The sequence below is a fragment of the Micromonospora sp. C28ISP2-4 genome, assembly GCF_030519385.1.
GTDB lineage: Bacteria > Actinomycetota > Actinomycetes > Mycobacteriales > Micromonosporaceae > Micromonospora > Micromonospora tulbaghiae.
Genome location: NZ_JAUMKG010000001.1, coordinates 107447 through 130663, shown reverse-complemented (window position 1 = coordinate 130663; position 23217 = coordinate 107447). Strand labels below are relative to the sequence as shown.

Sequence of the window (23217 nt, the reverse complement as noted above, 5' to 3'; positions counted from 1 at the left end):
GAAGGGGCCCCTTCTTAACAGCGCTCGCCCGGCGCGCGCCGCAGCGCCCCGCGCACAGCGCCCGGCGCGCGCCGCAGCGCTCGCACAGCGCGCGCCGCAGCGCTCAGCCGCGCGCGGAGATCTGCTGCACCGCCCACTCGTTGCCGTCCGGGTCGCGGAAGAACACGAAGCCGACGTTGTCCAGCGGGTGCGGCACCGGGCGCGGGTTCTGCCCCATCACCTGGATCTCGCTCACCTCGACGCCCCGCTCGACCAGTTCGGCGTGCGCCCGTTCCAGGTCGGGCACGACGAGTTGCAGGCCCTTGAGTGAGCCCGGCGGCATCTCCGGTACGACGCCCCGGCCGAGGACGATCGAGCACCCGGAGCCCGGGGGAGTGAGTTGCACGATCCGCCCCGCGCCGCCCAGATCGGTGTCGTGGTCGACGGCGAAGCCGAGCCGCTGCGCGTAGAACTCCTTGGCCCGGTCCAGGTCGGAGACCGGTACCACCACCACTTCCAGCGTCCAGTTCACCGCCCCAGGGTGGTCGCTCGAGGCGGCCACATCAAGCGCGACAGGCCCCGGCGAACCGCCGGGGCCTGTCGGGGGCAGGGTGGATCAGCAGGCGTACGCCTCCAGCCGGTTCGCCCGCTCCGGGTCGCGCAGCTTGAGCAGCGTGACCTTCTCGATCTGCCGGATCCGCTCCCGGGACAGGCCGAACTCGCGGCCCACCTCGTCCAGCGTGCGCTGCCGGCCGTCGTCCAGGCCGAAGCGCAGCCGGATCACCGCCTGCTCCCGCTGGGACAGCGTGGCCAGCACGATCCGGACCTCGTTGCGCAGCTCACCGTTGGTGGCGGCGTCGCCGGGCTCGGCGCGCGGGTCCACAGCGGCGACGAAGTCGCCGAGCGCGCTCTCGCCGTCCTCGCCGACCGCCTGGTCCAGGCTGACCGGCTCCCGGTCGTAGGAGATCAGTTCGATCACCTGGAACTCGGGGATCTCCAGCGCCACGGCCACCTCGCTCACGGTGGGCTCGCGGCCCAGCGTCACCGACAGCTCGCGGCGTACCCGGACCATCCGGTTGACCTGCTCGACCATGTGCACCGGGATGCGGATGGTGCGGGCCTGGTCGGCCATGGCGCGGGTGATGGCCTGGCGGATCCACCAGGTGGCGTAGGTGGAGAACTTGTAGCCCTTTGTGTAGTCGAACTTCTCGACGGCGCGGATGAGGCCGAGGTTGCCTTCCTGGATGAGGTCGAGGAAGGCCATGCCGCGGCCGGTGTAGCGCTTGGCGATGCTCACCACCAGCCGGAGGTTCGCCTCCAGCAGGTGGTCCTTGGCGGCGCGGCCCTCGGCCGCGATCAGCGCCAGGTCCGCGCGCAGCTCGGCGGAGACGGGGGTGCAGGTGGCCAGCTTCTCCTCGGCGAAGAGGCCGGCCTCGATCCGCTTGCTCAGCTCGACCTCCTGGGCCGCGGTGAGCAGCTTGGTGCGGCCGATGCCGTTCAGGTACGCCCGGACCAGGTCGGTGGAGACGCCGCGCTCGTCGGTGGCGTCGAGGTCCGTGAGGGTGACGTCCATGTCCTGGTGCTCGATCATCTGCTGGGTCATCTCTGTTCTCCCCGTGTCCGACGTGCCTACCGGTCCCGTGCCGCCCACGCGGTGGTGGCCGATGACAAACAGCTTGGCGGTCGGGGCGTGAGACGGGAGTGAGGCGATCGGGGACCCGACAGGAATCCTCGGGGGAATCCTGCGTCCGCTTGCCCGGCGTGGTTACCGTGCCACCGACCGGCCGTCGGGGCCGGCCCGGCACTGATGATCGGAGAACGTGGTGGTCTTCAAGCGGCTCATGCAGGCGATGGGTGTGGGCGGACCGTCGGTGGAGACGGTGCTGGCCAACCCGAACTGTCGCCCGGGTGGCGTTCTGGAGGGCCGGATCCAGGTGGTCGGCGGTGACCACCCGGTGGACGTGAGCTACGTCGCGCTCGGTCTGGTCACGCGGGTCGAGGTGGAGAGCTCCGATTCGGAGTACGACGTCAACCAGGAGTTCGGCCGGGCCCAGATGACCGGTCCGTTCCGGCTGGAGCCGGGGCAGCGTCACGACGTGCCGTTCCGCTTCCAGGTGCCCTGGGAGACCCCGCTGACCGACCTGTACGGCCAGCACCTGCACGGCATGACGATGGGTCTGCGTACCGAGCTGGAGGTGGCGCGGGCGGTGGACAAGGGCGACATGGACGCCGTGTCGGTGCACCCGCTGCCCGCCCACGAGCGGCTGCTGGAGGCCCTGCTACGGCTGGGCTTCCGCTTCGCCCGCGCCGACGTCGAGCGCGGGCACATCTACGGCCTGCACCAGCAGTTGCCCTTCTACCAGGAGATCGAGTTCTACCCGGCGCCGCAGTACGCGGGCGCGATGAACCAGCTGGAGGTCACGTTCGTGACCGATCCGCGCCAGGTCCACGTGGTGCTGGAGCTGGACAAGCGGGGTGGCCTGTTCACCGAGGGCCGCGACGCGTTCGGCCGGTTCACAGTGGACCACGCGACGGCGGACCGCACCGACTGGGCCGCCCAGCTCGACGGCTGGCTGCGTCAGTCGCTGTCCCGCCGGGGGCTGTTCTTCTGATCCTCCTCAGAGGTCGAGCACGAGGGTCCGGGGACCGACGTTCACGCTCTCCACCAGCATGTGGGCGCGGAAACGGCCGGTCTCCACCTTCGCGCCCCGGGCGCGCAACTGCTCGACCACGGCGTCCACCAGGGGTTCGGCCACCTCGGCGGGAGCGGCGGCGGTCCAGCTCGGTCGCCGGCCCTTGCGGGCGTCGCCGTAGAGCGTGAACTGGCTGACCACGAGCAGCGGCGCCCCGACGTCGGCGGCGCTGCGCTCGTCGTCGAGGATGCGTAGCTCGTGCAGCTTGCGCGCCATCGTTGCGGCCACCTGCGGGGTGTCGGTGTGGGTGACGCCGAGCAGCACCAGCAGCCCGTCGGCGATCTCGCCGGTCACCTCGTCGTCGACTGTCACCCGGGCCCGGCCGACGGTCTGCACCACGGCCCGCATCAGTCGGTCACCGGCTCGACGATGCCGCGCTCGACCAGGTGCGTCACGATCGGCCCGGCCGCCTCGGCCAGCTCGTCCGGGGCCACGTCGTGCGCGGCGGCCAGCAGGGCGAGCTGGTCGCGCAGCGGCAGCCGGCCGTCGGCGCCGCCGACCAGGGCGAGCACCAGCGGGTCGATCTCCTCCGACCAGCGCAGGCCGCGCGGCATGGCCAGGACCTGCCGGTCGACAGCCCAGCCCTCGTCGCCCATGGTGGCCTCCTGCCGCAGCTGGAGGCCCTCGGCGGCGCGGTAGCGGGCGGCGAGCAGGCCCTCGGTGTCCCGGGCGCGCAGCCAGTCCTGCCGGGCGAACCACTCGCCGATCCGGTCGCCCAGCGGCGGCTCGACCCGCTGGCGCAGGTCCTCCACCCGCACGATCGGCTGCTCGTGCCCGGAGCGGCGCAGCGAGACGATGCCGAAGCCGATCGCCTCCACCTTGTGCGCGTCGAACCAGTCCAGCCAGGCCGCCATCCGCTGCGGGTCGGCGCTCTCGCCGACGTCGGTCAGCCACAGGTTCACGTACGCCATCGGGTCGGCCACCTCGCGCTGGATCACCCAGGCGTCCAGGCCGGTGCCGGTGAACCAGCCGGTGACCCGCTCGGCCCAGTCCTCGCCGGTGACGTGCACCCAGTTCGCCAGGTACTGCATGGTGCCGCCCTCGGTGAGCAGGTCCGGCGCGGCGGCGGCCAGCTCCGCGCCGATCGCGTCGCCCACCCGCCCGGAGTCCCGGTAGACGTGCGTGGTGGTGCCCGGCCCGACCACGAACGGCGGGTTGCTGACCACCAGGTCGAAGCGGCGTCCGGCCACCGGGGCGACCATGTCGCCGCGCAGCAGCTCCCAGTCCTGCCCGTTGAGGGCGGCGGTGGTGGCGGCGAAACGCAGCGCCCGCTCGGAGACGTCGGTGGCGGTGACCCGCCGGGCGTGGGTGCCCAGGTGCAGCGCCTGCACGCCGGAGCCGGTGCCGAGGTCGAGCGCGGTGTCCACGACCGGGCGGACCGCCGCCGAGATCAGCGTCTGGGTGGCGCCGCCGATGCCCAGCACGTGCTCGGCGTCCAGCGGCCGTCCGGGCCGGGCGCTGGCGGGCACGTCGGCGAGCACCCACCAGTCGTCGCCGTAGGGTTCCAGGTCGACCCCGGCGCGCAGGCCGTCGCCGTGCCGCTCGACGATGCCCCCGGCCAGCGCCTCGTCCAGCGCCAGCGGAGCGAGCGCGTCGGCGACCGCCGCCTCCGGCTCGGTCTGGTCGCAGATGAAGACCCGGATCAGCGTGGCCAGCCGGTCCCGGTCCTCGGTGGCGCGCAGCGCGGCCCGGTAGTCGTTGCGGGCCACCGCCCCGGTGCCCTGCGGGCCGAGGCGGTCGGCGATCCCGTTGGCGGTGAAGCGGGCGAGCGTCAGCGCGGTGCGCAGCGCGTCGACCCCGGCGGGGGAGAGCAGCATGTCGTGACGGTCCACGTGCTCATCCTGCCTCGGGCGCGCTCCGGTGTGGCGCGGCACCCGCCGAATCCATAACGCCGACCGTATCTATCGGCAACTATCTCTTTCATGTTTATCGATCTCTGGCTAGCATTCCTGCCAACATCCGTCGATGGGGCGATCCGGCCACGAACCGGGCCGCCCGGTAGGGAGCCAGACGATGCCCGACGTGTCCCTTCCCCGGCGGCGCGCGCTGCGTGCGCTCGCCGTCACGGCCGCCGCCGCGGCCTTCGCCGCCGCCGCCTCCACGCCCGCTCTCGCCGCGCCCACCGGTGAGATCCGGTACGCCGGCGCCGCCGACGCCGTCAGCGGCAGCTACGTGGTCGTGCTCAAGGGCGACGCGGTCGGCACCGCGAACACCCTCGCCGCCCGTACCGCCGTACCGGACCGGGCCGCCGGCCTGGCCAAGCGCTACGGCGGCAACGTCGGCACGGTGTGGAGCGCCGCTCTCACCGGCTACAGCGCGAAGATGACGCCCGCCCAGGCCCGCCGGCTCGCCGCCGACCCGGCCGTCGCGTACGTCGAGCAGGACCGCGTCATGACCACCCAGGGCACCCAGACCGGCGCCACCTGGGGCCTGGACCGGATCGACCAGCGCAACCTGCCGCTGAACAGCACCTACACCTACCCGAACACCGCCAGCAACGTGCGCGCCTACATCATCGACACGGGCATCCGCACCACGCACAGCGACTTCGGCGGCCGGGCCACCTGGGGCACCAACACGGTGGACACCAACAACACCGACTGCAACGGCCACGGCACGCACGTCGCCGGCACTGTCGGTGGCACCAAGTACGGCGTGGCCAAGGGCGTGCGCCTGGTGGCCGTGAAGGTGCTCAACTGCTCCGGCAGCGGCACCACCGCGGGCGTGATCAGCGGCGTCAACTGGGTCACCTCGAACGCCGTGAAGCCGGCCGTGGCCAACATGAGCCTCGGCGGCGGCGCCAGCAGCACGCTGGACAACGCGGTGGCCAACTCGATCAACTCCGGCATCACGTACGCGCTCGCGGCCGGCAACTCCAGCGCCAACGCGTGCAACTCGTCGCCGGCCCGGGTCGCCTCGGCGATCACGGTGGGCGCCACCACCAGCACCGACGCTCGCGCCTCGTACTCGAACTACGGCTCCTGCGTGGACATCTTCGCGCCGGGCTCGTCGATCACCTCGGCGTGGCGGACCAGCGACACCGCCACCAATTCGATCAGCGGCACCTCGATGGCGTCCCCGCACGTGGCCGGCGCGGCGGCGCTCGTGCTGTCCGCGAACACCTCCTACACCCCGGCTCAGGTGGCCAGCTACCTGACCAGCAACGCCACCACCGGCAAGGTGACCAGCCCGGGCTCGGGCTCGCCGAACCGGCTGCTCTTCGTCGTCAACTGACGACACGGGTGACCTGACCACACCGTGAGCCGCGGCCCGGTGGACCTCGCAGGGGTCCGCCGGGCCGCGTCACGTCGTCGGGGAGTCGCCGCCCGCGAACGGCGGGCGGGGCGGCACTATGGTCCCCATGACGCTGTCACTGCCCATCGACCCGCAGGCGAACAAACTGCTGGCGCGCAGTCCGCTGGCCCTGCTCCTCGGCATGGTGCTGGACCAGCAGGTGCCGATGGAGAAGGCGTTCTCCTCCCCGTACGTGCTGGCGCAGCGGCTCGGTCACGAGCCCGACGCCGCGGAACTGGCCGGGTACGACCCGGAGGCGCTCGTGGAGATCTTCGCCCGGCCGCCCGCGCTGCACCGGTTCCCCAAGGCGATGGCGGCCCGCGTGCAGGAGGTGTGCCGGGCGCTCGTCGAGCGCTACGACGGTGACCCGGCCCGGCTCTGGTCCGACGTGACAGACGGCCGGGAACTGCTGCGCCGGGTGGGTGAGCTGCCCGGGTTCGGCCGGCAGAAGGCGCAGATCTTCGTCGCGCTGCTCGGCAAGCGGTTCGGGATCACCCCGGACGGCTGGCGCGAGGCGGCCGGCGACTACGGCGACGCGGACGCCCACCGGTCGGTGGCGGACGTGACCGATCCGGAGTCGCTGCGCCGGGTACGCGAGTTCAAGCAGCGGATGAAGGCGGCGGCGAAGGCCGCGAAGGGCTGATCGGCCCTCCACCACCGCAACCGGTCCGCCGCCCCTGTCGTTTGTTGCCAGGACGGGGGACGGGAGACCGACGATGACCGAGCAGCGGGGTGGGGCGCTGCTGCGTACCGCGTCCAGTGCCGGGCGGGCCACGTTCCTGGAACTCTTCTTCGACCTGGTCTTCGTGTTCGCGCTGACCCGGGTGTCCCAGCGCCTGATCAACGGCGTCGACGGCTCCGCCGCGGCGGTGGCCGCCGACGTCGGCAAGACCCTGCTGCTGTTCCTGGTGCTCTGGCAGGTCTGGACGATCACCACCTGGGTCACCAGCCGCTACGAGCCGGAGCGCGTGGTCCTCCAGGTCGTGGTGGCCGGGACCATGTTCGGCAGCCTGGTGCTGGGAGTGACGCTGCCGCGCGCCCTGGAGGAGCGGGCGCTGCCGTTCGCGCTCGCGTACGTGGCGGTGATGGTCGGCCGGCCACTGCTGATCGCGGCGGCGTTGCGCGGGCACCCGCGGCGCCTGGTCCCGCTGCGGCTGGTCGCCTGGGCGGTGGCCAGCGCCCCGCTGTGGATCGCCGGCGCGCTGCTGCCCGGCCCTCGCCTGGCGCTGTGGGTCGTGGCGATTGCGGTGGACCACCTCGGCACGTTCCTGGGCTGGCCGCTGCCGTGGATCGGGGCGTCCCGCATCCGGCAGTGGCTCGTCGCGGGGGAGCACCTGGCCGAGCGCTACCAGCAGATCTTCCTCATCGCGCTCGGTGAGTCGATCCTGGTGATCGGCGTGACCTACAGCGGGGAGGAGTTCTCCGGCGAGGGGGCCGTCGCGTTCGCGATCTCGTTCGTGATCACAGCGTTGCTCTGGCGCATCTACTTCTACCGGGCCGGTCACCTGCTGGCGGAGGCGCTGCGGATGGCCGGCACGCCGGGGCGGCTGGCCGAGTCGGCGGCGCAGACCCACCTGTTCATGGTGCTCGGGGTGATCGGCTCCGCGGTCGGCTACGAGCTGGTCATCACCCACCCGTACGACACCGCTCAGCCGAACTGGCTGGTCTTCGTGGTGGGCGGCCCGGCTCTGTTCCTGGCCGCCCGCTCCCGGTTCGAGTACGAGATCTTCGGCCGGGTGTCCCGCCCCCGGCTGGCCGGGCTGCTGGTCCTGGTGCTGCTCCTGCCCGCCCTGGCGGCGGTGCCGGCGATGATCGCGCTCGGCGCGGTGGCTCTCGTGCTGGCGCTCGTCGCGTTCGCCGACGCCCGCCGGGCCTGGGGCCGCCCGCTGGAGCCCTCCGCCTCGCCGATCGGGCGGGAGAGACTCGGCGAGGCCGGCCCCGAGGCGTGAGCGGTCAGGCGGCGGTCGGGCGGGACAGCGACGCCAGCGCGCGGCGTACGTCGGCCAGCGAGACGGTTGCCGAGTCGTCCAGGTCGGCCAGGCCCGCCTCGATCCACTGCCGCATCAGGGTGGTCACCCCGATGCCGCGTGCGTCGGCGGCGGCGCGGACCCGCTCGTACGTCTCCAGCGGGAGCCGCACCGACCGGCTGACCATCGGCACGTCGGTGTCGGGGGTGGGCAGCTGCGCCGGTGACGTGTCGTCGATCAGGTCGGCGAGCGCGTCGTCTCCGGCGTGGAACCGCTTGGTCGCCTCGTCACGGTGCATCGTGACCGCCTCCTCGTCGGCGTGATTTCCGCACCGCCTCGTCGTAGCGCTTGGCCTCGACGTCGCTCAGCTCGCGGGCGGAGAGGATGTCCCAGTCGTTGTCGGTGCCGTCGGCCTCGGCCAGCAGCACGGCGAGCCGCCGGCCCCGGTGGTCGGTGGCGTAGACCACCATGACGTCGTCCCCGAGGTGGCGGATGACCCGGCGCTTGCTGTGCAGGGCCTCCCAGACTTCCCCGGGTGTGACGTCGTAGACCCGCAGGTTCGCCAGCGCCTCGTCGGTGAAGCTGAACCGGTTGGCCACGGGCGAAGCGTACCACGCGCGTAACACGCGCCGGGCTGTCACGATTTTCGCCGATCATCCGTCCGGAGTGACAGGATGGCCCTATCCCCTCGTAGGAGGTCCGTGGTGAAGCGTCAGGCGTACCAGCCGATACTGATCACCGACGCCCCGCGCAGCCAGGACGACCAGCTCAGCAGCCGGCAGAAGCGTTACGTGCTGATGATGGCCATCCGGGTCGCGTGTCTGGTGGCCGGCGCGATCCTGGTCGGCGTGAAGGCCCCGCTGCCCTGGCTCTGGCTGCCGCTGTGCGCGCTCGGCATGGTGCTCGTGCCGTGGCTGGCGGTGCTGCTGGCGAACGACCGGCCGCCCAAGGAGGAGCACCGCCTGGCGAACCGGTTCCAGAACCAGCGCCGCGAGGAGCCCGCGCCCACCGCTCTCACCGCCGGGGAGAACCCGCACAAGGTCATCGACGCCGAGCCCTGACCGGCCCGGGCGGCGTACCGCCCGGACCGGCCACCGGCGTCAGGGCGCCGGGCGTGCGCCCACAGTCGTCACGGCTAGCGCGCCCAGGTCACCGGCGCGGGCCAGCGCGGCACGCGGGTCGGCACCGGCCAGCCACGCGGTGAGCAGCCCGGCCGCGAACGCGTCCCCGGCACCGGTCACGTCCACCACGTCCACCCCGGGCGCGGGCGCGAACTCCACCACACCGCCGCGCTCCACCCACACCGCGCCCGCCGCGCCGCGCTTGACCACCACCCGGTGCGCCACCGCTGTCAGCGCCCGCGCCTGCGCTGCCGGGTCCAGCCCGCCGGCCAGCACCGTCGCCTCGTCCGTGTTGACCAGCAGCAGGTCGACGTCGCGTACCCAGGTCAGGAACGCCCCGCCGACGCGCCGCAGCGGCGCCGCGGACGCCGCGTCGACGCTGACGGTCAGCCCGCGCTCGCGGGCCGTGGCCAGCGCGCGCAGGCCGGCGCCGCGCGACCCGACGTCAAGCAGGGTGTACGCGGACAGGTGCAGATGCCCGGCGTCGGGCGCGGCGGCCAGCGCCGCCTCCACGTGCCCGGCGGTCAGCCGCAGGTTCGCGCCCCGCTGGCTGATCATCGTGCGCTCCCCGTCGTGGGCGAGCACGATGACGGTGCCGGTCGGGTAGCCCTCGTGCCGCTCCACCGCGCAGTCGACGCCGATCCGGGTCAGCTCGGCCACCCGCTCCCGGCCGGTCTCGTCGTCGCCGACGGCGGCGACGAGCGTCACCGCCGCGCCCTGCCCGGCGAGCCAGGCCGCGGTGTTCGCCGCCTGCCCGCCGCCGCTGAACCGGATCCCGGCCGCGGTGTCCGAGCCGGTGGCGAGCGGCCCGGACAGCACCGCGAGCACGTCGGTGATCACGTCGCCGACGACGACGATGCGCGGCGTCCCGCTCATGAGGTGGTCGCCGCGGCGACCGCGATCCGGGCTGCGAGGTCGGCGTTGCGCAGGATGATCCGGACGTTCACGGCCAGGCTCGCGCCCTCGGTCGCGGCGTGGAAGTGCGACAGCAGGAACGGGGTGACCGCCTTGCCGGTGATGCCCTCGCGGGCCAGCGCCGCCAGCCCTTCGGCGAGCGTGCGGTCGTGCAGCGCCGGGTCGAGCTGCTCGTCGGCGGGCAGCGGGTTGGCCACCACCAGCCCGCCGTGGTGCACGCCGTGCGCCGCGCGGGCGGCCAGCACGTCCGCCACCTGCTCCGGCGACTCGACCGACCAGTCCAGGTCGAAGCCCGCGTCGGTGAGGTAGAAGCCGGGGAAGCGGCGGGTGCGGTAGCCGACCACGCCCACTCCGAGCGTCTCCAGCCGCTCCAGCGTGGCGCCCACGTCGAGGATCGACTTCACCCCGGCGCAGACCACGGCGATCGGCGTCCGGGCCAGCGTGACCAGGTCGGCCGACTCGTCGAACGTCTGCGCCGCCTCGCGGTGCACGCCGCCGAGCCCGCCGGTGGCGAACACGCCGATCCCGGCCGCCGCCGCGACAGCGCTCGTGGCCGCGACGGTGGTGGCGCCGTCCGCTCCGGTCGCCGCCGCCGGGGCCAGGTCACGGACCGAGAGCTTGCTCACGCCGTCGACTGTGGCGAGCCGGGTGAGCTGGGCGTCGTCCAGCCCCACCCGCAGCTCGCCGGCGACCATGCCGATGGTGGCCGGCACCGCCCCCGCGTCCCGTACCGCCTGCTCGATCTCGCGCGCCACGCGCAGGTTGTCCGGCCGGGGCAGCCCGTGCGAGACGATCGTGCTCTCCAACGCCACGACCGGGCGGCCGTCCCGCAGGGCGTCGGCCACCTCACTACCGAGACTGATGTGAAAGTTGGTCACGTCGGTTACCGTACGGGCCGCTTCCGGCCGGGGCCCAGGTGGACCGGGGCGGACCGACCTGCAAAACTGGAACGCCGGAGGTGTAGTCGTGAGCACTGAGGTTCTCGAGCGTCCCGAGCTGAAGGACGCGGACACTGGTCCGGAGATGTTCCACTACGTCCGCAAGGAGAAGATCGCCGAGAGTGCCGTCATGGGCACCTACGTGGTCGCGCTCTGCGGCGAGACGTTCCCGGTCACCAAGGCGGCCAAGCCGGGCTCGCCGGTGTGCCCGAAGTGCAAGGAGATCTACGACTCGTACGCCGAGTGATCCCGGGCGGCTCCGCCGCCCCCGGACGTAACCTGCGGCGGTGACCACCTCCACCGCCCTTCTGCTCGCCGATCTGACCGGCGTGGCGGTCTTCGCCGCCTCCGGCGCCTCCGCGGCGGTGGCGAAACGGCTCGACCTGTTCGGGGTGGTCTTCGTCGGCGTGGTCGCCGCGCTCGGCGGCGGCATCGTCCGCGACGTGGTCGTCGACGAGGTTCCCCCGCTGGCGTTCGCCGACTGGCGCTACACCGCCACCGCCGCTGTCACCGCGGCGGCCGTGTTCTGGCTGCACCCCCAGTTCGCCCGGCTGCGCACCACGGTGCTGGTGCTCGACGCGGCAGGTCTGGCCCTGTTCACCGTGACCGGCACGCTCAAGGCACTCGACGCCGCGGTGCCGGCGGTCGGCGCCTGCATGATCGGCATGCTCACCGCCATCGGCGGCGGGCTCGGCCGGGACCTGCTCACCGGCGAGATCCCGGTGGTGCTGCGCCGGGAGATCTACGCCCTGGCCGCGCTCGCCGGCTCGATCACCACGGCGCTGTTGTCGGCGTGCGGACAGGCCACCGCCGTGCCGCTGACCGGCGCCGCCCTGCTCGTGTTCGGGCTGCGCCTGATCGCGCTGCGTCGCCGCTGGTCCGCCCCGGTGGCGACGCTGCGGCCGCCGCGCACCGGCACCCGGGGACCACTGCCCTGACCCGCCGTGCGCCGGGGTGGACGGATGTGACAGGCGTGGCGTCGAGTGGGGCGTACGGCCCGCGCTGGTTATGCTGAACCGGCCTTCGCGGCACCGGATGCGCGAGGGCGTTTTCATGGGCGGCGGCTCCCGTGGCCCCGGTCGGGCCCGCCGCCGTCCGCGGCGGAGAGGAGCTACGCGTGCCACCGCGGATGCCGGCGCTCGACACGTTCCCGCCCCTGCGCGCCTGGCAACGCAAGGCGCTCGTGGAATACCTCCGCCGCCGGACCGAGGACTTCACAGCGGTCGCCACGCCCGGCGCCGGTAAGACCACGTTCGCGCTGCGCATCGCCGCCGAGCTGCTCGCCGACGGCACCGTCGAGGCGGTCACAGTGGTCGCGCCGACCGAGCACCTGAAGACCCAGTGGGCGCAGGCCGCCGCCCGGGTCGGCATCCAGCTCGACGCCGCGTTCCGCAACGCCGACCTGCACTCCGCCGCCGACTTCCACGGCGCGGTCGTCACCTACGCCCAGGTGGGCATGGCGCCGCAGGTGCACCGGCGCCGCACCATGACCCGCCGCACGCTGGTCATCCTCGACGAGATCCACCACGCCGGCGACTCGCGTACCTGGGGCGACGGCGTGAAGGCGGCGTTCGAGCCCGCGGTACGCCGGCTGATGCTCACCGGTACGCCGTTCCGCTCCGACGACAACCCGATCCCGTTCGTCAGCTACGAGCGCGGCGGCGACGGGCTGCTGCGCTCCCGCGCCGACTCGGTCTACGGCTACTCCGACGCGCTGCGCGACGGCGTGGTCCGGCCCGTGCTGTTCCTGGCGTACTCGGGGGAGACCCGGTGGCGCACCAACGCCGGCGAGGAGCTGGCCGCCCGCCTCGGCGAGCCGATGACGCAGGACCTGATCGCTCAGGCGTGGCGTACCGCGCTGGACCCGGCCGGCGACTGGATGCCGCAGGTGCTGCGCGCCGCCGACGCCCGGCTGAGCGTGCTGCGCGCCAACGGCATGCCGGACGCGGGCGGCCTGGTCATCGCCAGCGACCAGCAGGTGGCCCGGTCGTACGCGAAGCTGCTGGAGCAGGTGACCGGTGAGAAGGCCGCCGTGGTGCTCTCCGACGACCAGGGCGCGTCCGCGCGGATCGCGACGTTCGCCGCCTCTCAGCAACGGTGGCTGGTCGCGGTGCGGATGGTGTCCGAGGGCGTCGACATCCCCCGGCTCGCCGTCGGGGTGTACGCGACGAGTGCCAGCACCCCGCTGTACTTCGCGCAGGCGATCGGCCGGTTCGTCCGGGCCCGCCGCTCCGGCGAGACCGCGTCGGTGTTCCTGCCCAGCGTGCCGCATCTGCTCGGGCTCGCCAGCGAGATGGAGGCCGAGCGGGACCACGTGCTCGGCAAGCCGAAGGAGCGCGAGGGCTTCGACGACGACCTGCTGGAGCGCGCCCAGCGCGACGACGGCGCGAGCGGGGAGCTGGAGAAGCGTTTCGCCGCGCTCTCCGCTACCGCCGAGCTCGACCAGGTGATCTTCGACGGCGCGTCCTTCGGCACCGCCGCCCAGGCCGGCACGCCGGAGGAGGAGGAATACCTGGGCCTGCCCGGGTTGCTCACCGCCGACCAGGTCTCGCTGCTGCTGACCAAGCGGCAGGCCGAACAGCTGGCCGCGCAGAAGCGCCGGGCGGCCCAGCGGACCGCTGAGCCGGCCGCTGCGGCCCCGGCGGCGGCGCCCCCACCGATGAGTGCCGCCCAGCGCCGGGTGGCGCTACGGCGGCAGCTGAACGCCCTGGTGGCCGCCCGGCACCACCACACCGGCCAGCCGCACGGCAAGATCCACGCCGAGCTGCGCCGGATCTGCGGCGGCCCGCCCAGCGCACAGGCCACGATCGAGCAGCTCGAGGAGCGCATCGCCACCGTGCAGACCCTGTAAGGAAGGGCCCCCTGTTAACGCCTCAGGTAGTGCAGGGGCCCCTTCTTAACACCGGTCACCGCACACGGCACCCACACGAAAAACCGGCCGGAGGCTCCCCTTGCGGGTGCCTCCGGCCGGTCATGTCGGGTTATGGACTTCCTGTCGGACCTCAGTTCGCCATCAGATCGGCGCCACGCCAGCTGAACTCCGGGTCCGACGCGTAGCGCACGGTGATCTTCACGAGATCCTCCGCGTACTTGTTCGCGTGGTGCCCACAGAACACCAGCTCGCTCCCACCCGCCAGAGTGATCCGGAGCTTGCCGGCAGCATTGCAGCGGTCGCACCGTTCATCGGCGGCCGGGGGGCTCACCGTCTCGGGCGGCGGCGTGAGGGTCGGGGTCATCGCCTTCCTCCTCTGGTCGTCACCGATGAACACTCTCTTCGGTTGCTCACCTATCGTGCAACACCCATCTCGGGCCCTGCCTTCCCTGTGTGCCCGCGGGGGACCGAGGTCACACCTGGCGTGGAGGACAGTGTGCCGTGCACCAAGGGTGCCACGTCAACGATCACAAACAGGCAACCGACCGATCACCAAAGAGTGTTGTACGGCTGGTGATCAAACCGGCACGATTTGTTGACGTGCGCGGTCAGTCCAGGTAATCGCGGAGCACCTGGGAACGCGAGGGGTGCCGCAACTTGGACATGGTCTTGGATTCGATCTGCCGGATGCGTTCCCGGGTCACGCCGTACACCTGGCCGATCTCGTCCAGAGTGCGCGGCTGGCCGTCGGTGAGGCCGAAACGCAGCCGCACCACGCCCGCCTCACGCTCGGACAGCGTCTGAAGGACCTGCTGGAGCTGGTCCTGCAGCAGCGAGAACGACACCGCGTCGACCGCGACGACCGCCTCGGAGTCCTCGATGAAGTCGCCGAGCTGGCTGTCACCCTCGTCGCCGATGGTCTGGTCGAGCGAGATGGGCTCCCGGGCGTACTGCTGGATCTCCAGCACCTTCTCCGGTGTGATGTCCATCTCCTTGGCCAGCTCCTCCGGGGTGGGCTCGCGGCCCAGGTCCTGGAGCAGCTCACGCTGGATCCGGCCGAGCTTGTTGATCACCTCGACCATGTGCACCGGGATGCGGATGGTGCGGGCCTGGTCGGCCATGGCGCGGGTGATGGCCTGGCGGATCCACCAGGTGGCGTAGGTGGAGAACTTGTAGCCCTTTGTGTAGTCGAACTTCTCGACGGCGCGGATGAGGCCGAGGTTGCCTTCCTGGATGAGGTCGAGGAAGGCCATGCCGCGGCCGGTGTAGCGCTTGGCCAGCGAGACCACCAGGCGGAGGTTGGCCTCCAGGAGGTGGTTCTTGGCCCGCTCGCCGTCCCGGGAGATCCACATCAGGTCGCGCTGGAGGTCGCGGACCAGCTTCTCCTCGCCCTCGTCGGCGGCGCGCAGCCGCTCGGCGGCGTAGAGGCCGGCCTCGATCCGCTTGGCCAGCTCGACCTCTTGCTCGGCGTTGAGCAGCGGCACCTTGCCGATCTGCTTCAGGTACGCCCGCACGGAGTCGGCGGAGGCGGTCAGCTCGGCGTCCCGGCGCGCCTGCTTGAGCGCCTCGGACTCCTCGTCGTCCCACTCGAAGTCGTTGTCGGTGGCGGAGCTGGCCGCGTCGGCCTCGGCGGCCTGGGTCAGCTCGGCCGGCTCCTCGACCACCACGTCCTCGATCTCGGCGGCCAGCTCCTCCGGGTCGATCTCGCCGTCGGGGCCCTCGGCCTTGCCACCGGCCTTGGCCGGCTTGGCCGCGGCGGTCTTCGCCGCCACCGTGGCCTTGGTGGCGCGGGTCGCCTTGGTGGCCTTCGCCGGGGCCGCGGCCTTGGCCACGTCGGCGGTGGTGGCCTTGCGCGCGGTCGCCTTCCGGGGGGCCGGGGCGGGCGACTCGTCGGCGGCGGGCGCCTGCTTCGGGGCGGGCGCGGCGGCCTTCTTGGTGGTCTTGGCGGTGGTGGCGCGCGACGCCGGGGTGGCGGACCGGGCGGCGGCGACGCGGCGGCGGGTGCTCGCCGAGCCGTCCACCACCACCGTCACGCCCGCCTCGGAGAGCGCGCGGAGGATCTTCTTGGCCTGGGCCGGGGTCACCTCAGCGGACTCGACGGTGCGCGCGAGCTGGGCCGACGTGAGCTGGCCGCCGGCGCTCTGCGCGTGGGCGATCAGGGTGTCGGTGAGCGAGCGAACGTCGGCGCCGGTCTGGCGGGGATCTGTCACGAAGACCTTCCGGAGGCGAAAGAGCGAGCACGGCCGGGTCGTCCGGCGCAGCATGGGACGGCCGCGCCGGGCGAGTCGTTGATGACCCCCGTGTCCCGGGCCGTCCGGTCGCTGGCGGTCCGTGGCGCGTGGGCAGGGTGAATTGTAACGCCGTCTGCGGCGATCATCCCGCGCCGCACGGCGGACCTGCGGTCCGGGACCGCAGATTCGGCGCAGATGTGGACTTTGTAAGGATGATACCCGCGCGCGCGACGGCCGGTCCCGATCGTGCGGGAAGGGGAGAAACATGATCACCTCGACGCCCACGGCGCGGGAGTTGCTCACGATCGCTGTCGACGTGGCCCGGGAGGCCGCCGCCACCGCGTACCGGATGCGGGTCGAGGGCGTCTCGGTGGCCGCGACCAAGAGCACTGTGACCGACGTGGTCACCGCCGCCGACCGGGCGGTGGAGCGGCAGGTGGTCGCCGCCCTGCGCGAGCGCCGGCCCGGCGACGCGGTGCTGGGCGAGGAGTACGGGGCGGGCGAGAGCGGCCCCGCCGACCCTGGCGGTGTGCGCTGGATCCTCGACCCGATCGACGGAACCGTGAACTACCTGTACGGGCTGCCGTACTGCGCCGTCTCGCTGGCCGCCGAGGTGGCCGGTGAGGTGGTCGCCGGCGTGGTCCGCAACGTCGTCACCGGCGAGGAGTGGACCGCGACGCTGGGCGGCGGCGCCTGGCGCGACGGGCAGCGGCTGCACGGCTCCACCGCCACCGACCTCGGGCAGGCGCTCGTCGCCACCGGGTTCGGCTACGACGCCGGCCGCCGGGCCCACCAGGCGCGGGTGGTGACCGAGCTGATCCCGCACATCCGGGACATCCGCCGGATGGGCGCCGCCGCGCTCGACCTCTGCCTGGCCGCCGAGGGGCGGGTGGACGCGTACTACGAGAAGGGTCTGGCCGACTGGGACCTGGCCGCCGGCGGGCTGGTCGCCCGCGAGGCCGGGCTGCTGGTGACCGGCCTGTCCGGCCGGCCGCCCGGCCCGGACCTGGTGCTCGCCGCGCCGCCGGCGCTGCACGGGCCGCTGCACGACCGGCTGGTCGACCTGGACGCCGCCGGCGGGCCGTGACGGCGCCGGCAACGCGACAGGGCGGCCTCCCCGGAGGAGACCGCCCTGTCGCGTCGTCGTTGCGCCCGCCGCCTACTTCTCGATCGGCATCGGGCAGGTGCCGGTCGGCGCCTGCGGCGCGCCCAGGTCACCGAGCGACTGGTTGACCTCGGTGGTGGTGGCGAGCTGCTGGAACTGGTTGCCCAGGACCACGTCGACCACGTCGTCCTTGCGGTTCGCGTCGAAGGCCTGATTGGCCTCGTTGAGGAAGTACGCGCGCAGCAGGTGCGCCGAGCCCACGGCCTTGGGCCCGAACCGCAACTGGGCCACGCCGTCGAACGCCTTCTTCTCGTTGCCGACCTTCTTGACCTGGAACTTGCGGTTGCGGAAGTCGTCGGCGACGCTGCCGGCCCGGCCGGCCTCGTCGGTGGCGTTGTAGACGTTGATCTTGACGTCCTTCTGCTCCCGCAGCCGCAGGTCGACCAGCGGCCAGCCGTCCGGGCAGGCGGCCGCCGTACCGGCTGTGCCCTGACTGTCCTTCAGCACGGCGACGACCACGAAGACCAGGGCGACGACCGCCAGCAGTCCGACGACAACGAGTGCCCGCACTCGCGCAAAACTCATCCTGGGCGCTCCCCGGACAGTGATTGGGTGGTGGCGGGCGACGCGGTCGGGCCGCGACCTGTCGGCCGTCCAGTACGCCGCTGAGGTTAACGCTTGTCCGGCTCAGGCGTGGAAACAGTCCGACATACCGGCGCGCCACGCGGTGAACCGGTAGGACTACCCCTATCTTCGTGTCGCCTGAGTCACATTGGGAACAACTTCGGGCGCAGAGGCGTACATCTCTCCCGCAAGGGCGGTATACATGCCTCGCCCACAGGGGGGGTAAGGTTCCGCGCTCACCGGGGGCATTTCGCACCGGCGGGCCCGGCCCACCGCTCGTCGGGTCGGGTGCCCGACAGAGATGGTGGCCGGTCAGGGGAACCGAAACGGCGTCGTCCGGCGTTACAACCGGCAGCGACAATATCGATATTGGAGAGTGAAACCGATGGCCACCGACTACGACGCCCCGCGTCGCGACGAGGTCGACCTCGGCGAGGACAGCCTGGAAGAGCTCAAGGCCCGGCGGGTCGACTCACAGTCGGGCGCCGTGGACGTCGACGAAGCCGAGGTGGCCGAGAGCTTCGAGCTGCCCGGCGCCGATCTGGCCGACGAGGAGCTCACGGTCAAGGTCCTCCCGATGCAGCAGGACGAGTTCCGGTGCGCCCGCTGCTTCCTGGTCCACCACCGCAGCCAGCTGGCGGTCGAGCGCAACGGCGACCTGATCTGCCGCGAGTGCGTCTGATCCCGGCCGGCGACACCAGCGGCGGCCTCCTCGACGGGGCCGCCGCTGTTCGAGCCGCCGCCGTGCGCGCGCGGCCGATAGCTGCTTGACTCGTTACGGGCGGCTGCCACGCCGCGCGGAGCGGGAGGGCGGACGGGTGAGCGAGCGCAGCGAGGGAACCGGCGCCGACCGGACCCCGGCTCCGGCGGCGAGGCCGGCGCCGACCGGCCCGGACGTGACAGCGGCAGGACCCGACACGGGACAGTCCGGCGCGGACGCGACACCCGACCCGACCGGCCCCGACGCGTCCGGCCCGGACGCCGACGAGCTGGGTGCCACCGTCGCCGCCCTGACCGCTGACGACATCGCGCCGGCCCGCCGGCGGCAACTGCTGACCCGGCTGGTCGGGCAGGCCCGCGCCCGTGGGATCACCGACCTGTTCAAGCCCCGTGCCGCGGTGCGCTGGATGACCGACACGGTCGCCGAGGTAGCCCCGCACGTGCCGATCCGCGACCTCGCCACGCTGCGGCGGCATTTCCCCGGCCTGGACGACGACGCGCTCGCCGACCGGCTGGTCCGCAACGCGTCCCGCGCCACCGCCGGGGTCGGCGCGGCCGGCGGCGGGGTGGCCGCTGTCGAGTGGGCGGTGACCCCCACCCTGCTCTCCGCCCCCGTGCTGCTGGCCGCCGAGACGGTCGCAGTGGTGGCGATCGAGCTGAAGCTGATCGGCGAGCTGCACGAGGTCCACCGGGTGCCGCTGCCGCCCGGCGGTACCGGCCGTGCCGTGGCGCTCGTACAGTCCTGGGCCACCCAGCGGGGGGTCAACCCGATGATGCCGGGCGTCGGCGTGAGCGCGGTGCTCGGCACCGCCGCCCGCCGCGAACTGCGGGACAGCCTGATGCGCCGCTTCGGGCGCAACCTCACCACACTCGGGCCGTTCCTGACCGGCGCCGCCGTGGCCGGCTACCTCAACCGCCGGGCCACCCGCGCGCTCGGCGAGCAACTGCGCGAGGACCTGCGGCGCACCGCGCGTGCCCTGCGGGACAAGCCGTCCTGACCGGCCGCGCCGGGACCGGGCCGGGGCCGGGCCACGCCCGGTGTGCGGGTCAGGCCGGGGCTGGGCCACGCCGGGTGCGGGGTCAGGCCGGGACCGGGGCCGGGCCGGGTGTGCGGTCAGGCCGCGTCGCGGGCGGCCAGCAGGGCCGTCGCCAGTTGGACCGGGTGCCGCGTGCTGACCACCCAGAACGGCGTCGGGTCGGCCGGATCGTCCAGCACCACCTGCACGGCGCCGCCGATCCACGGGCGCTGCACCACGAAGGCGAGCGGGTCGGAACCGACACCGAGCACCTCGCGCCGGCCGGCCGCGTCCAGCGGCACCACGTCCGCGACGTACCGCACCGGCAGGTGGGCGTCGTCCACCCGCAGCTCGCCGTCGCGCACCTCGACCCGGATCCGGCCCAGCCACCACAGGGCGGCCACCGCGGCGGGGATCAGCAGCACGAACGGCAGCCAGGCGCGTACCCCGGTCGCGCCCATCCACAGCTCGACCGCGAGCAAACCGGCCGCGGCCAGCCCGAGCGGCCAGGCCCACCAGGGCAGCCCGAGGCGCTCCGCGTACGGCGCGGCGGTGGCCGTCGGGGCGGCCGGAGATGACGACTGACGCACACAGACGAGGGTACGGCGCGTGAGCGGCCCGGCAACCGGCAGGATGGCAGGGGCACCCCGCAGGACCGGACGGAAGAGGATGACCGTGACAGACGTCGTACCCGTGCCCGTACGGCTGCTCGACCCGGAGCTGCCACTGCCGGCGTACGCCCATCCCGGCGACGCCGGGGCGGACCTGGTGGCCGCCGCGGACGTCGAGCTGCCCCCCGGCGGCCGGGCCCTGGTGCCCACCGGCGTGGCGGTGGCGCTGCCGGACGGCTACGTCGGGCTGGTGCACCCGCGATCCGGACTGGCGGCCAGACTCGGCGTGACGGTGCTCAACGCGCCCGGTACGGTCGACGCCGGCTACCGGGGTGAGATCCTGGTCAACCTGATCAACCACGATCGGGACACGCCAGCGAAGATCAGCCGGGGCGACCGCATCGCGCAGCTCGTGGTCCAGCGGGTCGCCCGGGCCGAGTTCCGGCCGGTGGCCGAGCTGCCCGGGTCCCGGCGCGGCACGGGCGGGCACGGCTCCACCGGCGGGCACGCCGGGCTGGTCCCGGCGCCGTCCGGCGGGCAGAGCGAAGAGGTGGCAGGGTGAGTGTGAACAGCGGAGGGTGGGCGCAGTGATCTTCTCCCGGAAGCGGGCCGACGAGGCGCGTGACAATGGGGTCCTCGACGCCGAGGAGACCCCGTCGGCGCCGGACCGCGGCCCGTACGACGTCAGCGAGGCCCCCGACGCGCCTCGCCTCGACCTGGGCAGCCTGCGGATCCCGGCGGTGCCGGACGTCGAGGTGCGGGTCCAGGCCGACCCGCAGGGCGTGATCCAGCAGGTGGTGCTGGTGCACGGGCAGAACGCGCTCCAGCTCGGCGTCTTCGCCGCGCCCCGTTCCGAGGGCATCTGGGACGAGGTGCGCGAGGAGATCCGCCAGTCGCTGGTCGGCGACGGTGCGACCGCCCAGGAGGTCGAGGGCGAGTACGGGCTCGAGTTGCGTGCGCGGGTGCGTACCCCGGACGGGCCGACCGACCTGCGGTTCGTCGGCATCGACGGCCCGCGCTGGATGGTGCGCGGCGTCTTCCAGGGCGCGGCCGCCACCGACCCGGCCGCCGCCGGCCCGCTCGCCGCCTGCCTGGACGGCCTGGTCGTCGACCGCGGCCAGGAGGCCAAGCCGGTGCGCGAGCCGCTGCCGCTGCGGCTGCCCCGCGAGGTCGCCGAGCAGCAGGCCGCGGACGCGCAGGAGGTCTGATCCACAACGTGCACGGGCCCGGCGCGAGACGGCGCCGGGCCCGCGGCGTGTCCGGTCCCGGCGGCGGTACGCGCCGCGCCGCTCCCGTCGGCGGCCCACTGCGCGTACGCTGGCGGGACGGTTCCGCCGCCCGCGGGGCCCCGCTGTGGAGAGGGTGACGCGGAGGTCATGACGACCGACGAGAGCCGGGGGTCGCTGCGGCGGCTCCTGCACCGGCTCACCGCGAGCGAGGCCGAGATCGAGGCGCAGGAGCTGCGCCGGGAGAGCGCCGAGTCCGGCGGCACGCCCGCCCACCAGTGCAATCGGGGTCAGGTGGTGTCGGTGGCCGGGCGGCTGCGTACCGTCGTCTACACGCCCCGCACGAACCTGCCCACGCTGGAGGCCGACCTCTACGACGGCAACGACGTGGTGACCCTGGTCTGGCTGGGCCGCCGGCACATCGCCGGGATCGAGCCGGGCCGGCACCTGACCGCGCGCGGCCGGGTGGCGGTGCGCGACGACCGCAAGGTGATCTACAACCCGTACTACGAGCTGGAGTCGCCGAAGTGACGACCGGACAGCAGCACACCCCGTCGGGCCTCGGCCCGCAGGACGAGGAGCGGCTGCCCAGCCTCGCCGAGCAGATGGCCGACCAGCTCGGCGGCTGGCGCGGGCTGGTCGAGTCGAGCATCCCGGTGGTGGTCTTCGTGGTCGCCAACGTGATCGGCGAGCTGCGCCCCGCCGTGTACGCCTCGGTGGCGGTGGCGCTGCTGATCGCCGGGCTGCGGCTGGCCCAGCGCAAGCCGGTGCGGCACGCGGTCAACGGGCTGTTCGGCGTCGGCATCGGCGCGCTGCTGGCGCTGCGCACCGGCGACGAGCGCGACTTCTACCTGCCGGGGATCCTCTACGGCATCGGGTACGGCCTGGCGCTGCTGCTGTCGGCCGCGATCCGGCAGCCGCTGGTCGGCTGGATCTGGTCGGTGCTGGTGGCCAAGGGCCGCTCCGAGTGGCGCGACGACCCCAAGCTGGTGCGCACCTTCACCCAGCTCACCGTGCTGTGGGGCGTGGTGTGGCTGGCCAAGGTCGGCGTACAGGCCGGGCTCTACCTGGCCCATCAGGACACCGCGCTCGGCGTGGCCCGGCTCGCCCTGGGCTACCCGCCGTACGCGCTGCTGCTGCTGATCACCGTCTGGGTGGTGCGCCGGGTCACCCGGGAGACCGCACCCACCCCGCTGCCCGGTTCCTGACGCCGCTCAGGAGCGGCCCCGGTGCCGGTCCGCGCTGGCCGGCCCGAGGATCACCGCGCGGACGTCGTCCTCGACCGCCGCGGTGCAGACGAACACCAGCTCGTCACCGGCCTCGATCGGGTCGTCCGGGGTGGGCACCAGCACCCGCTTGCCGCGCACGATCGCCACCAGCGCCGCGTCCCGGGGGATCGGCACCGCGTGGATGGGCTGGCCCACGTAGGGCGCGGTCGGCGGCAGCGTGATCTCGACCAGGTTCGCCTCGCCCTGCCGGAACGTCATCAGCCGGACCAGGTCGCCGACGGTGACCGCCTCCTCGACCAGCGCCGCCATGACGCGCGGCTTGCTCACCGCGACGTCCACGCCCCACTGCTCGGTGAACAGCCACTCGTTCTCCGCCCGGTTGACCCGGGCCACCACGCGGGGCACCGCGAACTCGGTCTTGGCCAGCAGCGACACCACCAGGTTGACCTTGTCGTCGCCGGTGGCGGCCACCACCACGTCGCACCCGGCCACGTTTGCCTCCTCCAGGCTGGCCAGCTCGCAGGCGTCCGCGAGCACCCAGTCCGCGGCCGGCACCCGGTCGGGGCGCAGCATCTTCGGCTGCCGCTCGATCAGCATCACCTGGTGGCCGTTGTCGATCAGCTCCTGGGCGATCGAGCGGCCCACGTTGCCGGCGCCGGCGATGGCGATCCGCATG

Annotated in this window: 28 protein-coding genes; 15 read left to right on the top strand and 13 right to left on the bottom strand. The window is 73.3% G+C overall.

Annotated features, from left to right (window positions below; all coding sequences use genetic code 11):
- Positions 1-103: 103 nt before the first annotated feature.
- The gene (locus Q3W68_RS00610; protein ID WP_302903605.1) at positions 104-511 is read right to left on the bottom strand and encodes a VOC family protein; all 408 of its coding nucleotides are present in this window, start codon (positions 509-511) and stop codon (positions 104-106) included.
- A gap of 84 nt (positions 512-595) precedes the next feature.
- On the bottom strand, positions 596-1582 hold the full coding sequence (sigB, locus tag Q3W68_RS00605) for an RNA polymerase sigma factor SigB (RefSeq protein WP_120571035.1): 987 nt from the start codon (positions 1580-1582) through the stop codon (positions 596-598).
- Between the two features lie 220 nt (positions 1583-1802).
- On the opposite strand from sigB, the gene Q3W68_RS00600 reads away from it, so the two are divergent.
- Positions 1803-2591, top strand: a complete 789-nt coding sequence (locus Q3W68_RS00600) for a sporulation protein (RefSeq protein WP_302904920.1) — start codon at positions 1803-1805, stop codon at positions 2589-2591.
- Between the two features lie 6 nt (positions 2592-2597).
- Here Q3W68_RS00600 and dtd read toward each other — a convergent pair whose 3' ends face one another.
- Together dtd and Q3W68_RS00590 are read right to left on the bottom strand one after the other, a co-directional pair.
- On the bottom strand, positions 2598-3020 hold the full coding sequence (dtd, locus tag Q3W68_RS00595) for a D-aminoacyl-tRNA deacylase (RefSeq protein ID WP_013474500.1): 423 nt from the start codon (positions 3018-3020) through the stop codon (positions 2598-2600).
- Positions 3020-4504, bottom strand: a complete 1485-nt coding sequence (locus tag Q3W68_RS00590) for a methyltransferase (RefSeq protein ID WP_302903604.1) — start codon at positions 4502-4504, stop codon at positions 3020-3022. Before Q3W68_RS00590 ends, dtd begins: the two co-directional genes overlap by 1 nt.
- Positions 4505-4685: 181 nt before the next feature.
- Here Q3W68_RS00590 and Q3W68_RS00585 point away from each other — a divergent pair, with 181 nt between their 5' ends.
- From Q3W68_RS00585 to Q3W68_RS00575, 3 genes are all read left to right on the top strand, one after another.
- Positions 4686-5906 carry a S8 family peptidase gene (locus Q3W68_RS00585; protein WP_302903603.1) on the top strand — a complete coding sequence of 407 codons (1221 nt, stop codon included), beginning with the start codon at positions 4686-4688 and terminating at the stop codon, positions 5904-5906.
- Between the two features lie 118 nt (positions 5907-6024).
- Positions 6025-6609 carry an HhH-GPD-type base excision DNA repair protein gene (locus Q3W68_RS00580; RefSeq protein ID WP_302903602.1) on the top strand — a complete coding sequence of 195 codons (585 nt, stop codon included), beginning with the start codon at positions 6025-6027 and terminating at the stop codon, positions 6607-6609.
- A 73-nt stretch (positions 6610-6682) separates the two neighbouring features.
- Complete coding sequence (locus Q3W68_RS00575) at positions 6683-7915, top strand: low temperature requirement protein A (protein WP_302903601.1); 1233 nt, start codon at positions 6683-6685, stop codon at positions 7913-7915.
- Positions 7916-7919: 4 nt separating this feature from the next.
- Here Q3W68_RS00575 and Q3W68_RS00570 read toward each other — a convergent pair whose 3' ends face one another.
- A complete protein-coding gene (locus tag Q3W68_RS00570) occupies positions 7920-8231 on the bottom strand; it encodes a hypothetical protein (RefSeq protein ID WP_302903600.1) in 312 nt (103 codons plus the stop codon).
- Positions 8221-8532, bottom strand: coding sequence for a hypothetical protein (locus tag Q3W68_RS00565; protein ID WP_302903599.1), 312 nt, complete (start codon positions 8530-8532; stop codon positions 8221-8223). The genes Q3W68_RS00570 and Q3W68_RS00565 overlap by 11 nt, the downstream gene beginning before the upstream one ends.
- A gap of 105 nt (positions 8533-8637) precedes the next feature.
- Between Q3W68_RS00565 and Q3W68_RS00560 the strand changes: the two genes are divergently transcribed.
- Entirely contained in the window at positions 8638-8994 is a 357-nt protein-coding gene (locus Q3W68_RS00560) for a DUF3099 domain-containing protein (protein WP_302904919.1), read from the top strand.
- A gap of 39 nt (positions 8995-9033) precedes the next feature.
- Here Q3W68_RS00560 and Q3W68_RS00555 read toward each other — a convergent pair whose 3' ends face one another.
- Both Q3W68_RS00555 and Q3W68_RS00550 read right to left on the bottom strand, forming a co-directional pair.
- Positions 9034-9930, bottom strand: a complete 897-nt coding sequence (locus tag Q3W68_RS00555; RefSeq protein WP_302903598.1) for a carbohydrate kinase family protein — start codon at positions 9928-9930, stop codon at positions 9034-9036.
- Complete coding sequence (locus tag Q3W68_RS00550; RefSeq protein ID WP_302903597.1) at positions 9927-10847, bottom strand: pseudouridine-5'-phosphate glycosidase; 921 nt, start codon at positions 10845-10847, stop codon at positions 9927-9929. The genes Q3W68_RS00555 and Q3W68_RS00550 overlap by 4 nt, the downstream gene beginning before the upstream one ends.
- An 88-nt stretch (positions 10848-10935) precedes the next feature.
- On the opposite strand from Q3W68_RS00550, the gene Q3W68_RS00545 reads away from it, so the two are divergent.
- From Q3W68_RS00545 to Q3W68_RS00535, 3 genes are all read left to right on the top strand, one after another.
- Positions 10936-11154 (top strand): DUF3039 domain-containing protein, encoded by a 219-nt coding sequence (locus Q3W68_RS00545; protein ID WP_013284783.1) that lies wholly within the window; start codon positions 10936-10938, stop codon positions 11152-11154.
- A 40-nt stretch (positions 11155-11194) separates the two neighbouring features.
- A complete protein-coding gene (locus Q3W68_RS00540) occupies positions 11195-11845 on the top strand; it encodes a trimeric intracellular cation channel family protein (RefSeq protein WP_302903596.1) in 651 nt (216 codons plus the stop codon).
- Between the two features lie 191 nt (positions 11846-12036).
- Positions 12037-13758 carry a DEAD/DEAH box helicase gene (locus Q3W68_RS00535; RefSeq protein ID WP_302904918.1) on the top strand — a complete coding sequence of 574 codons (1722 nt, stop codon included), beginning with the start codon at positions 12037-12039 and terminating at the stop codon, positions 13756-13758.
- Positions 13759-13909: 151 nt separating this feature from the next.
- Here the strand turns inward: Q3W68_RS00535 and Q3W68_RS00530 are convergent, their stop codons facing one another.
- Both Q3W68_RS00530 and Q3W68_RS00525 read right to left on the bottom strand, forming a co-directional pair.
- Positions 13910-14143: a hypothetical protein gene (locus Q3W68_RS00530; RefSeq protein ID WP_013284786.1), complete on the bottom strand. Its 234-nt coding sequence runs from the start codon at positions 14141-14143 to the stop codon at positions 13910-13912.
- Between the two features lie 244 nt (positions 14144-14387).
- Positions 14388-15989, bottom strand: a complete 1602-nt coding sequence (locus Q3W68_RS00525) for an RNA polymerase sigma factor (RefSeq protein ID WP_121684303.1) — start codon at positions 15987-15989, stop codon at positions 14388-14390.
- Positions 15990-16275: 286 nt separating this feature from the next.
- Here Q3W68_RS00525 and Q3W68_RS00520 point away from each other — a divergent pair, with 286 nt between their 5' ends.
- On the top strand, positions 16276-17097 hold the full coding sequence (locus tag Q3W68_RS00520) for an inositol monophosphatase family protein (protein WP_302903595.1): 822 nt from the start codon (positions 16276-16278) through the stop codon (positions 17095-17097).
- Positions 17098-17169: 72 nt separating this feature from the next.
- Here Q3W68_RS00520 and Q3W68_RS00515 read toward each other — a convergent pair whose 3' ends face one another.
- Complete coding sequence (locus Q3W68_RS00515) at positions 17170-17685, bottom strand: LytR C-terminal domain-containing protein (RefSeq protein WP_302904917.1); 516 nt, start codon at positions 17683-17685, stop codon at positions 17170-17172.
- 439 nt (positions 17686-18124) lie between these two features.
- On the opposite strand from Q3W68_RS00515, the gene Q3W68_RS00510 reads away from it, so the two are divergent.
- Both Q3W68_RS00510 and Q3W68_RS00505 read left to right on the top strand, forming a co-directional pair.
- A complete protein-coding gene (locus Q3W68_RS00510) occupies positions 18125-18421 on the top strand; it encodes a DUF4193 domain-containing protein (protein WP_013284790.1) in 297 nt (98 codons plus the stop codon).
- A gap of 307 nt (positions 18422-18728) precedes the next feature.
- A complete protein-coding gene (locus Q3W68_RS00505) occupies positions 18729-19457 on the top strand; it encodes a hypothetical protein (protein WP_302904916.1) in 729 nt (242 codons plus the stop codon).
- Positions 19458-19573: 116 nt separating this feature from the next.
- Here the strand turns inward: Q3W68_RS00505 and Q3W68_RS00500 are convergent, their stop codons facing one another.
- A complete protein-coding gene (locus tag Q3W68_RS00500) occupies positions 19574-20065 on the bottom strand; it encodes a DUF3093 domain-containing protein (protein ID WP_121684285.1) in 492 nt (163 codons plus the stop codon).
- Positions 20066-20150: 85 nt separating this feature from the next.
- Here Q3W68_RS00500 and dut point away from each other — a divergent pair, with 85 nt between their 5' ends.
- The 4 genes from dut (at position 20151) to Q3W68_RS00480 (ending at position 22520) form a co-directional block, all read left to right on the top strand.
- On the top strand, positions 20151-20648 hold the full coding sequence (dut, locus tag Q3W68_RS00495) for a dUTP diphosphatase (protein ID WP_199733147.1): 498 nt from the start codon (positions 20151-20153) through the stop codon (positions 20646-20648).
- A 25-nt stretch (positions 20649-20673) separates the two neighbouring features.
- A complete protein-coding gene (locus Q3W68_RS00490) occupies positions 20674-21294 on the top strand; it encodes a DUF3710 domain-containing protein (protein WP_302903594.1) in 621 nt (206 codons plus the stop codon).
- A 168-nt stretch (positions 21295-21462) separates the two neighbouring features.
- Positions 21463-21843 carry an OB-fold nucleic acid binding domain-containing protein gene (locus Q3W68_RS00485; RefSeq protein ID WP_013284795.1) on the top strand — a complete coding sequence of 127 codons (381 nt, stop codon included), beginning with the start codon at positions 21463-21465 and terminating at the stop codon, positions 21841-21843.
- Positions 21840-22520, top strand: coding sequence for a DUF3159 domain-containing protein (locus Q3W68_RS00480; protein WP_091419970.1), 681 nt, complete (start codon positions 21840-21842; stop codon positions 22518-22520). Before Q3W68_RS00485 ends, Q3W68_RS00480 begins: the two co-directional genes overlap by 4 nt.
- A 6-nt stretch (positions 22521-22526) precedes the next feature.
- On the opposite strand, the gene Q3W68_RS00475 is transcribed toward Q3W68_RS00480, so the two are convergent.
- Positions 22527-23216: a TrkA family potassium uptake protein gene (locus Q3W68_RS00475; RefSeq protein WP_302903593.1), complete on the bottom strand. Its 690-nt coding sequence runs from the start codon at positions 23214-23216 to the stop codon at positions 22527-22529.
- Position 23217: the final 1 nt, after the last annotated feature.

Excerpts from the sequence above, each read along its gene's own strand:
- Q3W68_RS00475 (WP_302903593.1), bottom strand. The coding sequence starts at position 23,216 with ATGCGGATCGCCATCGCCGGCGCCGGCAACGTGGGCCGCTCGATCGCC.
- Q3W68_RS00570 (WP_302903600.1), bottom strand. The coding sequence starts at position 8,231 with ATGCACCGTGACGAGGCGACCAAGCGGTTCCACGCCGGAGACGACGCG.
- Q3W68_RS00510 (WP_013284790.1), top strand. The coding sequence starts at position 18,125 with ATGGCCACCGACTACGACGCCCCGCGTCGCGACGAGGTCGACCTCGGC.
- Q3W68_RS00580 (WP_302903602.1), top strand. The coding sequence starts at position 6,025 with ATGGTCCCCATGACGCTGTCACTGCCCATCGACCCGCAGGCGAACAAA.
- Q3W68_RS00520 (WP_302903595.1), top strand. The coding sequence starts at position 16,276 with ATGATCACCTCGACGCCCACGGCGCGGGAGTTGCTCACGATCGCTGTC.
- Q3W68_RS00555 (WP_302903598.1), bottom strand. The coding sequence starts at position 9,930 with ATGAGCGGGACGCCGCGCATCGTCGTCGTCGGCGACGTGATCACCGAC.
- sigB (WP_120571035.1), bottom strand. The coding sequence starts at position 1,582 with ATGACCCAGCAGATGATCGAGCACCAGGACATGGACGTCACCCTCACG.
- Q3W68_RS00575 (WP_302903601.1), top strand. The coding sequence starts at position 6,683 with ATGACCGAGCAGCGGGGTGGGGCGCTGCTGCGTACCGCGTCCAGTGCC.
- dtd (WP_013474500.1), bottom strand. The coding sequence starts at position 3,020 with ATGCGGGCCGTGGTGCAGACCGTCGGCCGGGCCCGGGTGACAGTCGAC.
- Q3W68_RS00535 (WP_302904918.1), top strand. The coding sequence starts at position 12,037 with ATGCCGGCGCTCGACACGTTCCCGCCCCTGCGCGCCTGGCAACGCAAG.
- Q3W68_RS00530 (WP_013284786.1), bottom strand. The coding sequence starts at position 14,143 with ATGACCCCGACCCTCACGCCGCCGCCCGAGACGGTGAGCCCCCCGGCC.
- Q3W68_RS00585 (WP_302903603.1), top strand. The coding sequence starts at position 4,686 with ATGCCCGACGTGTCCCTTCCCCGGCGGCGCGCGCTGCGTGCGCTCGCC.
- Q3W68_RS00485 (WP_013284795.1), top strand. The coding sequence starts at position 21,463 with ATGACGACCGACGAGAGCCGGGGGTCGCTGCGGCGGCTCCTGCACCGG.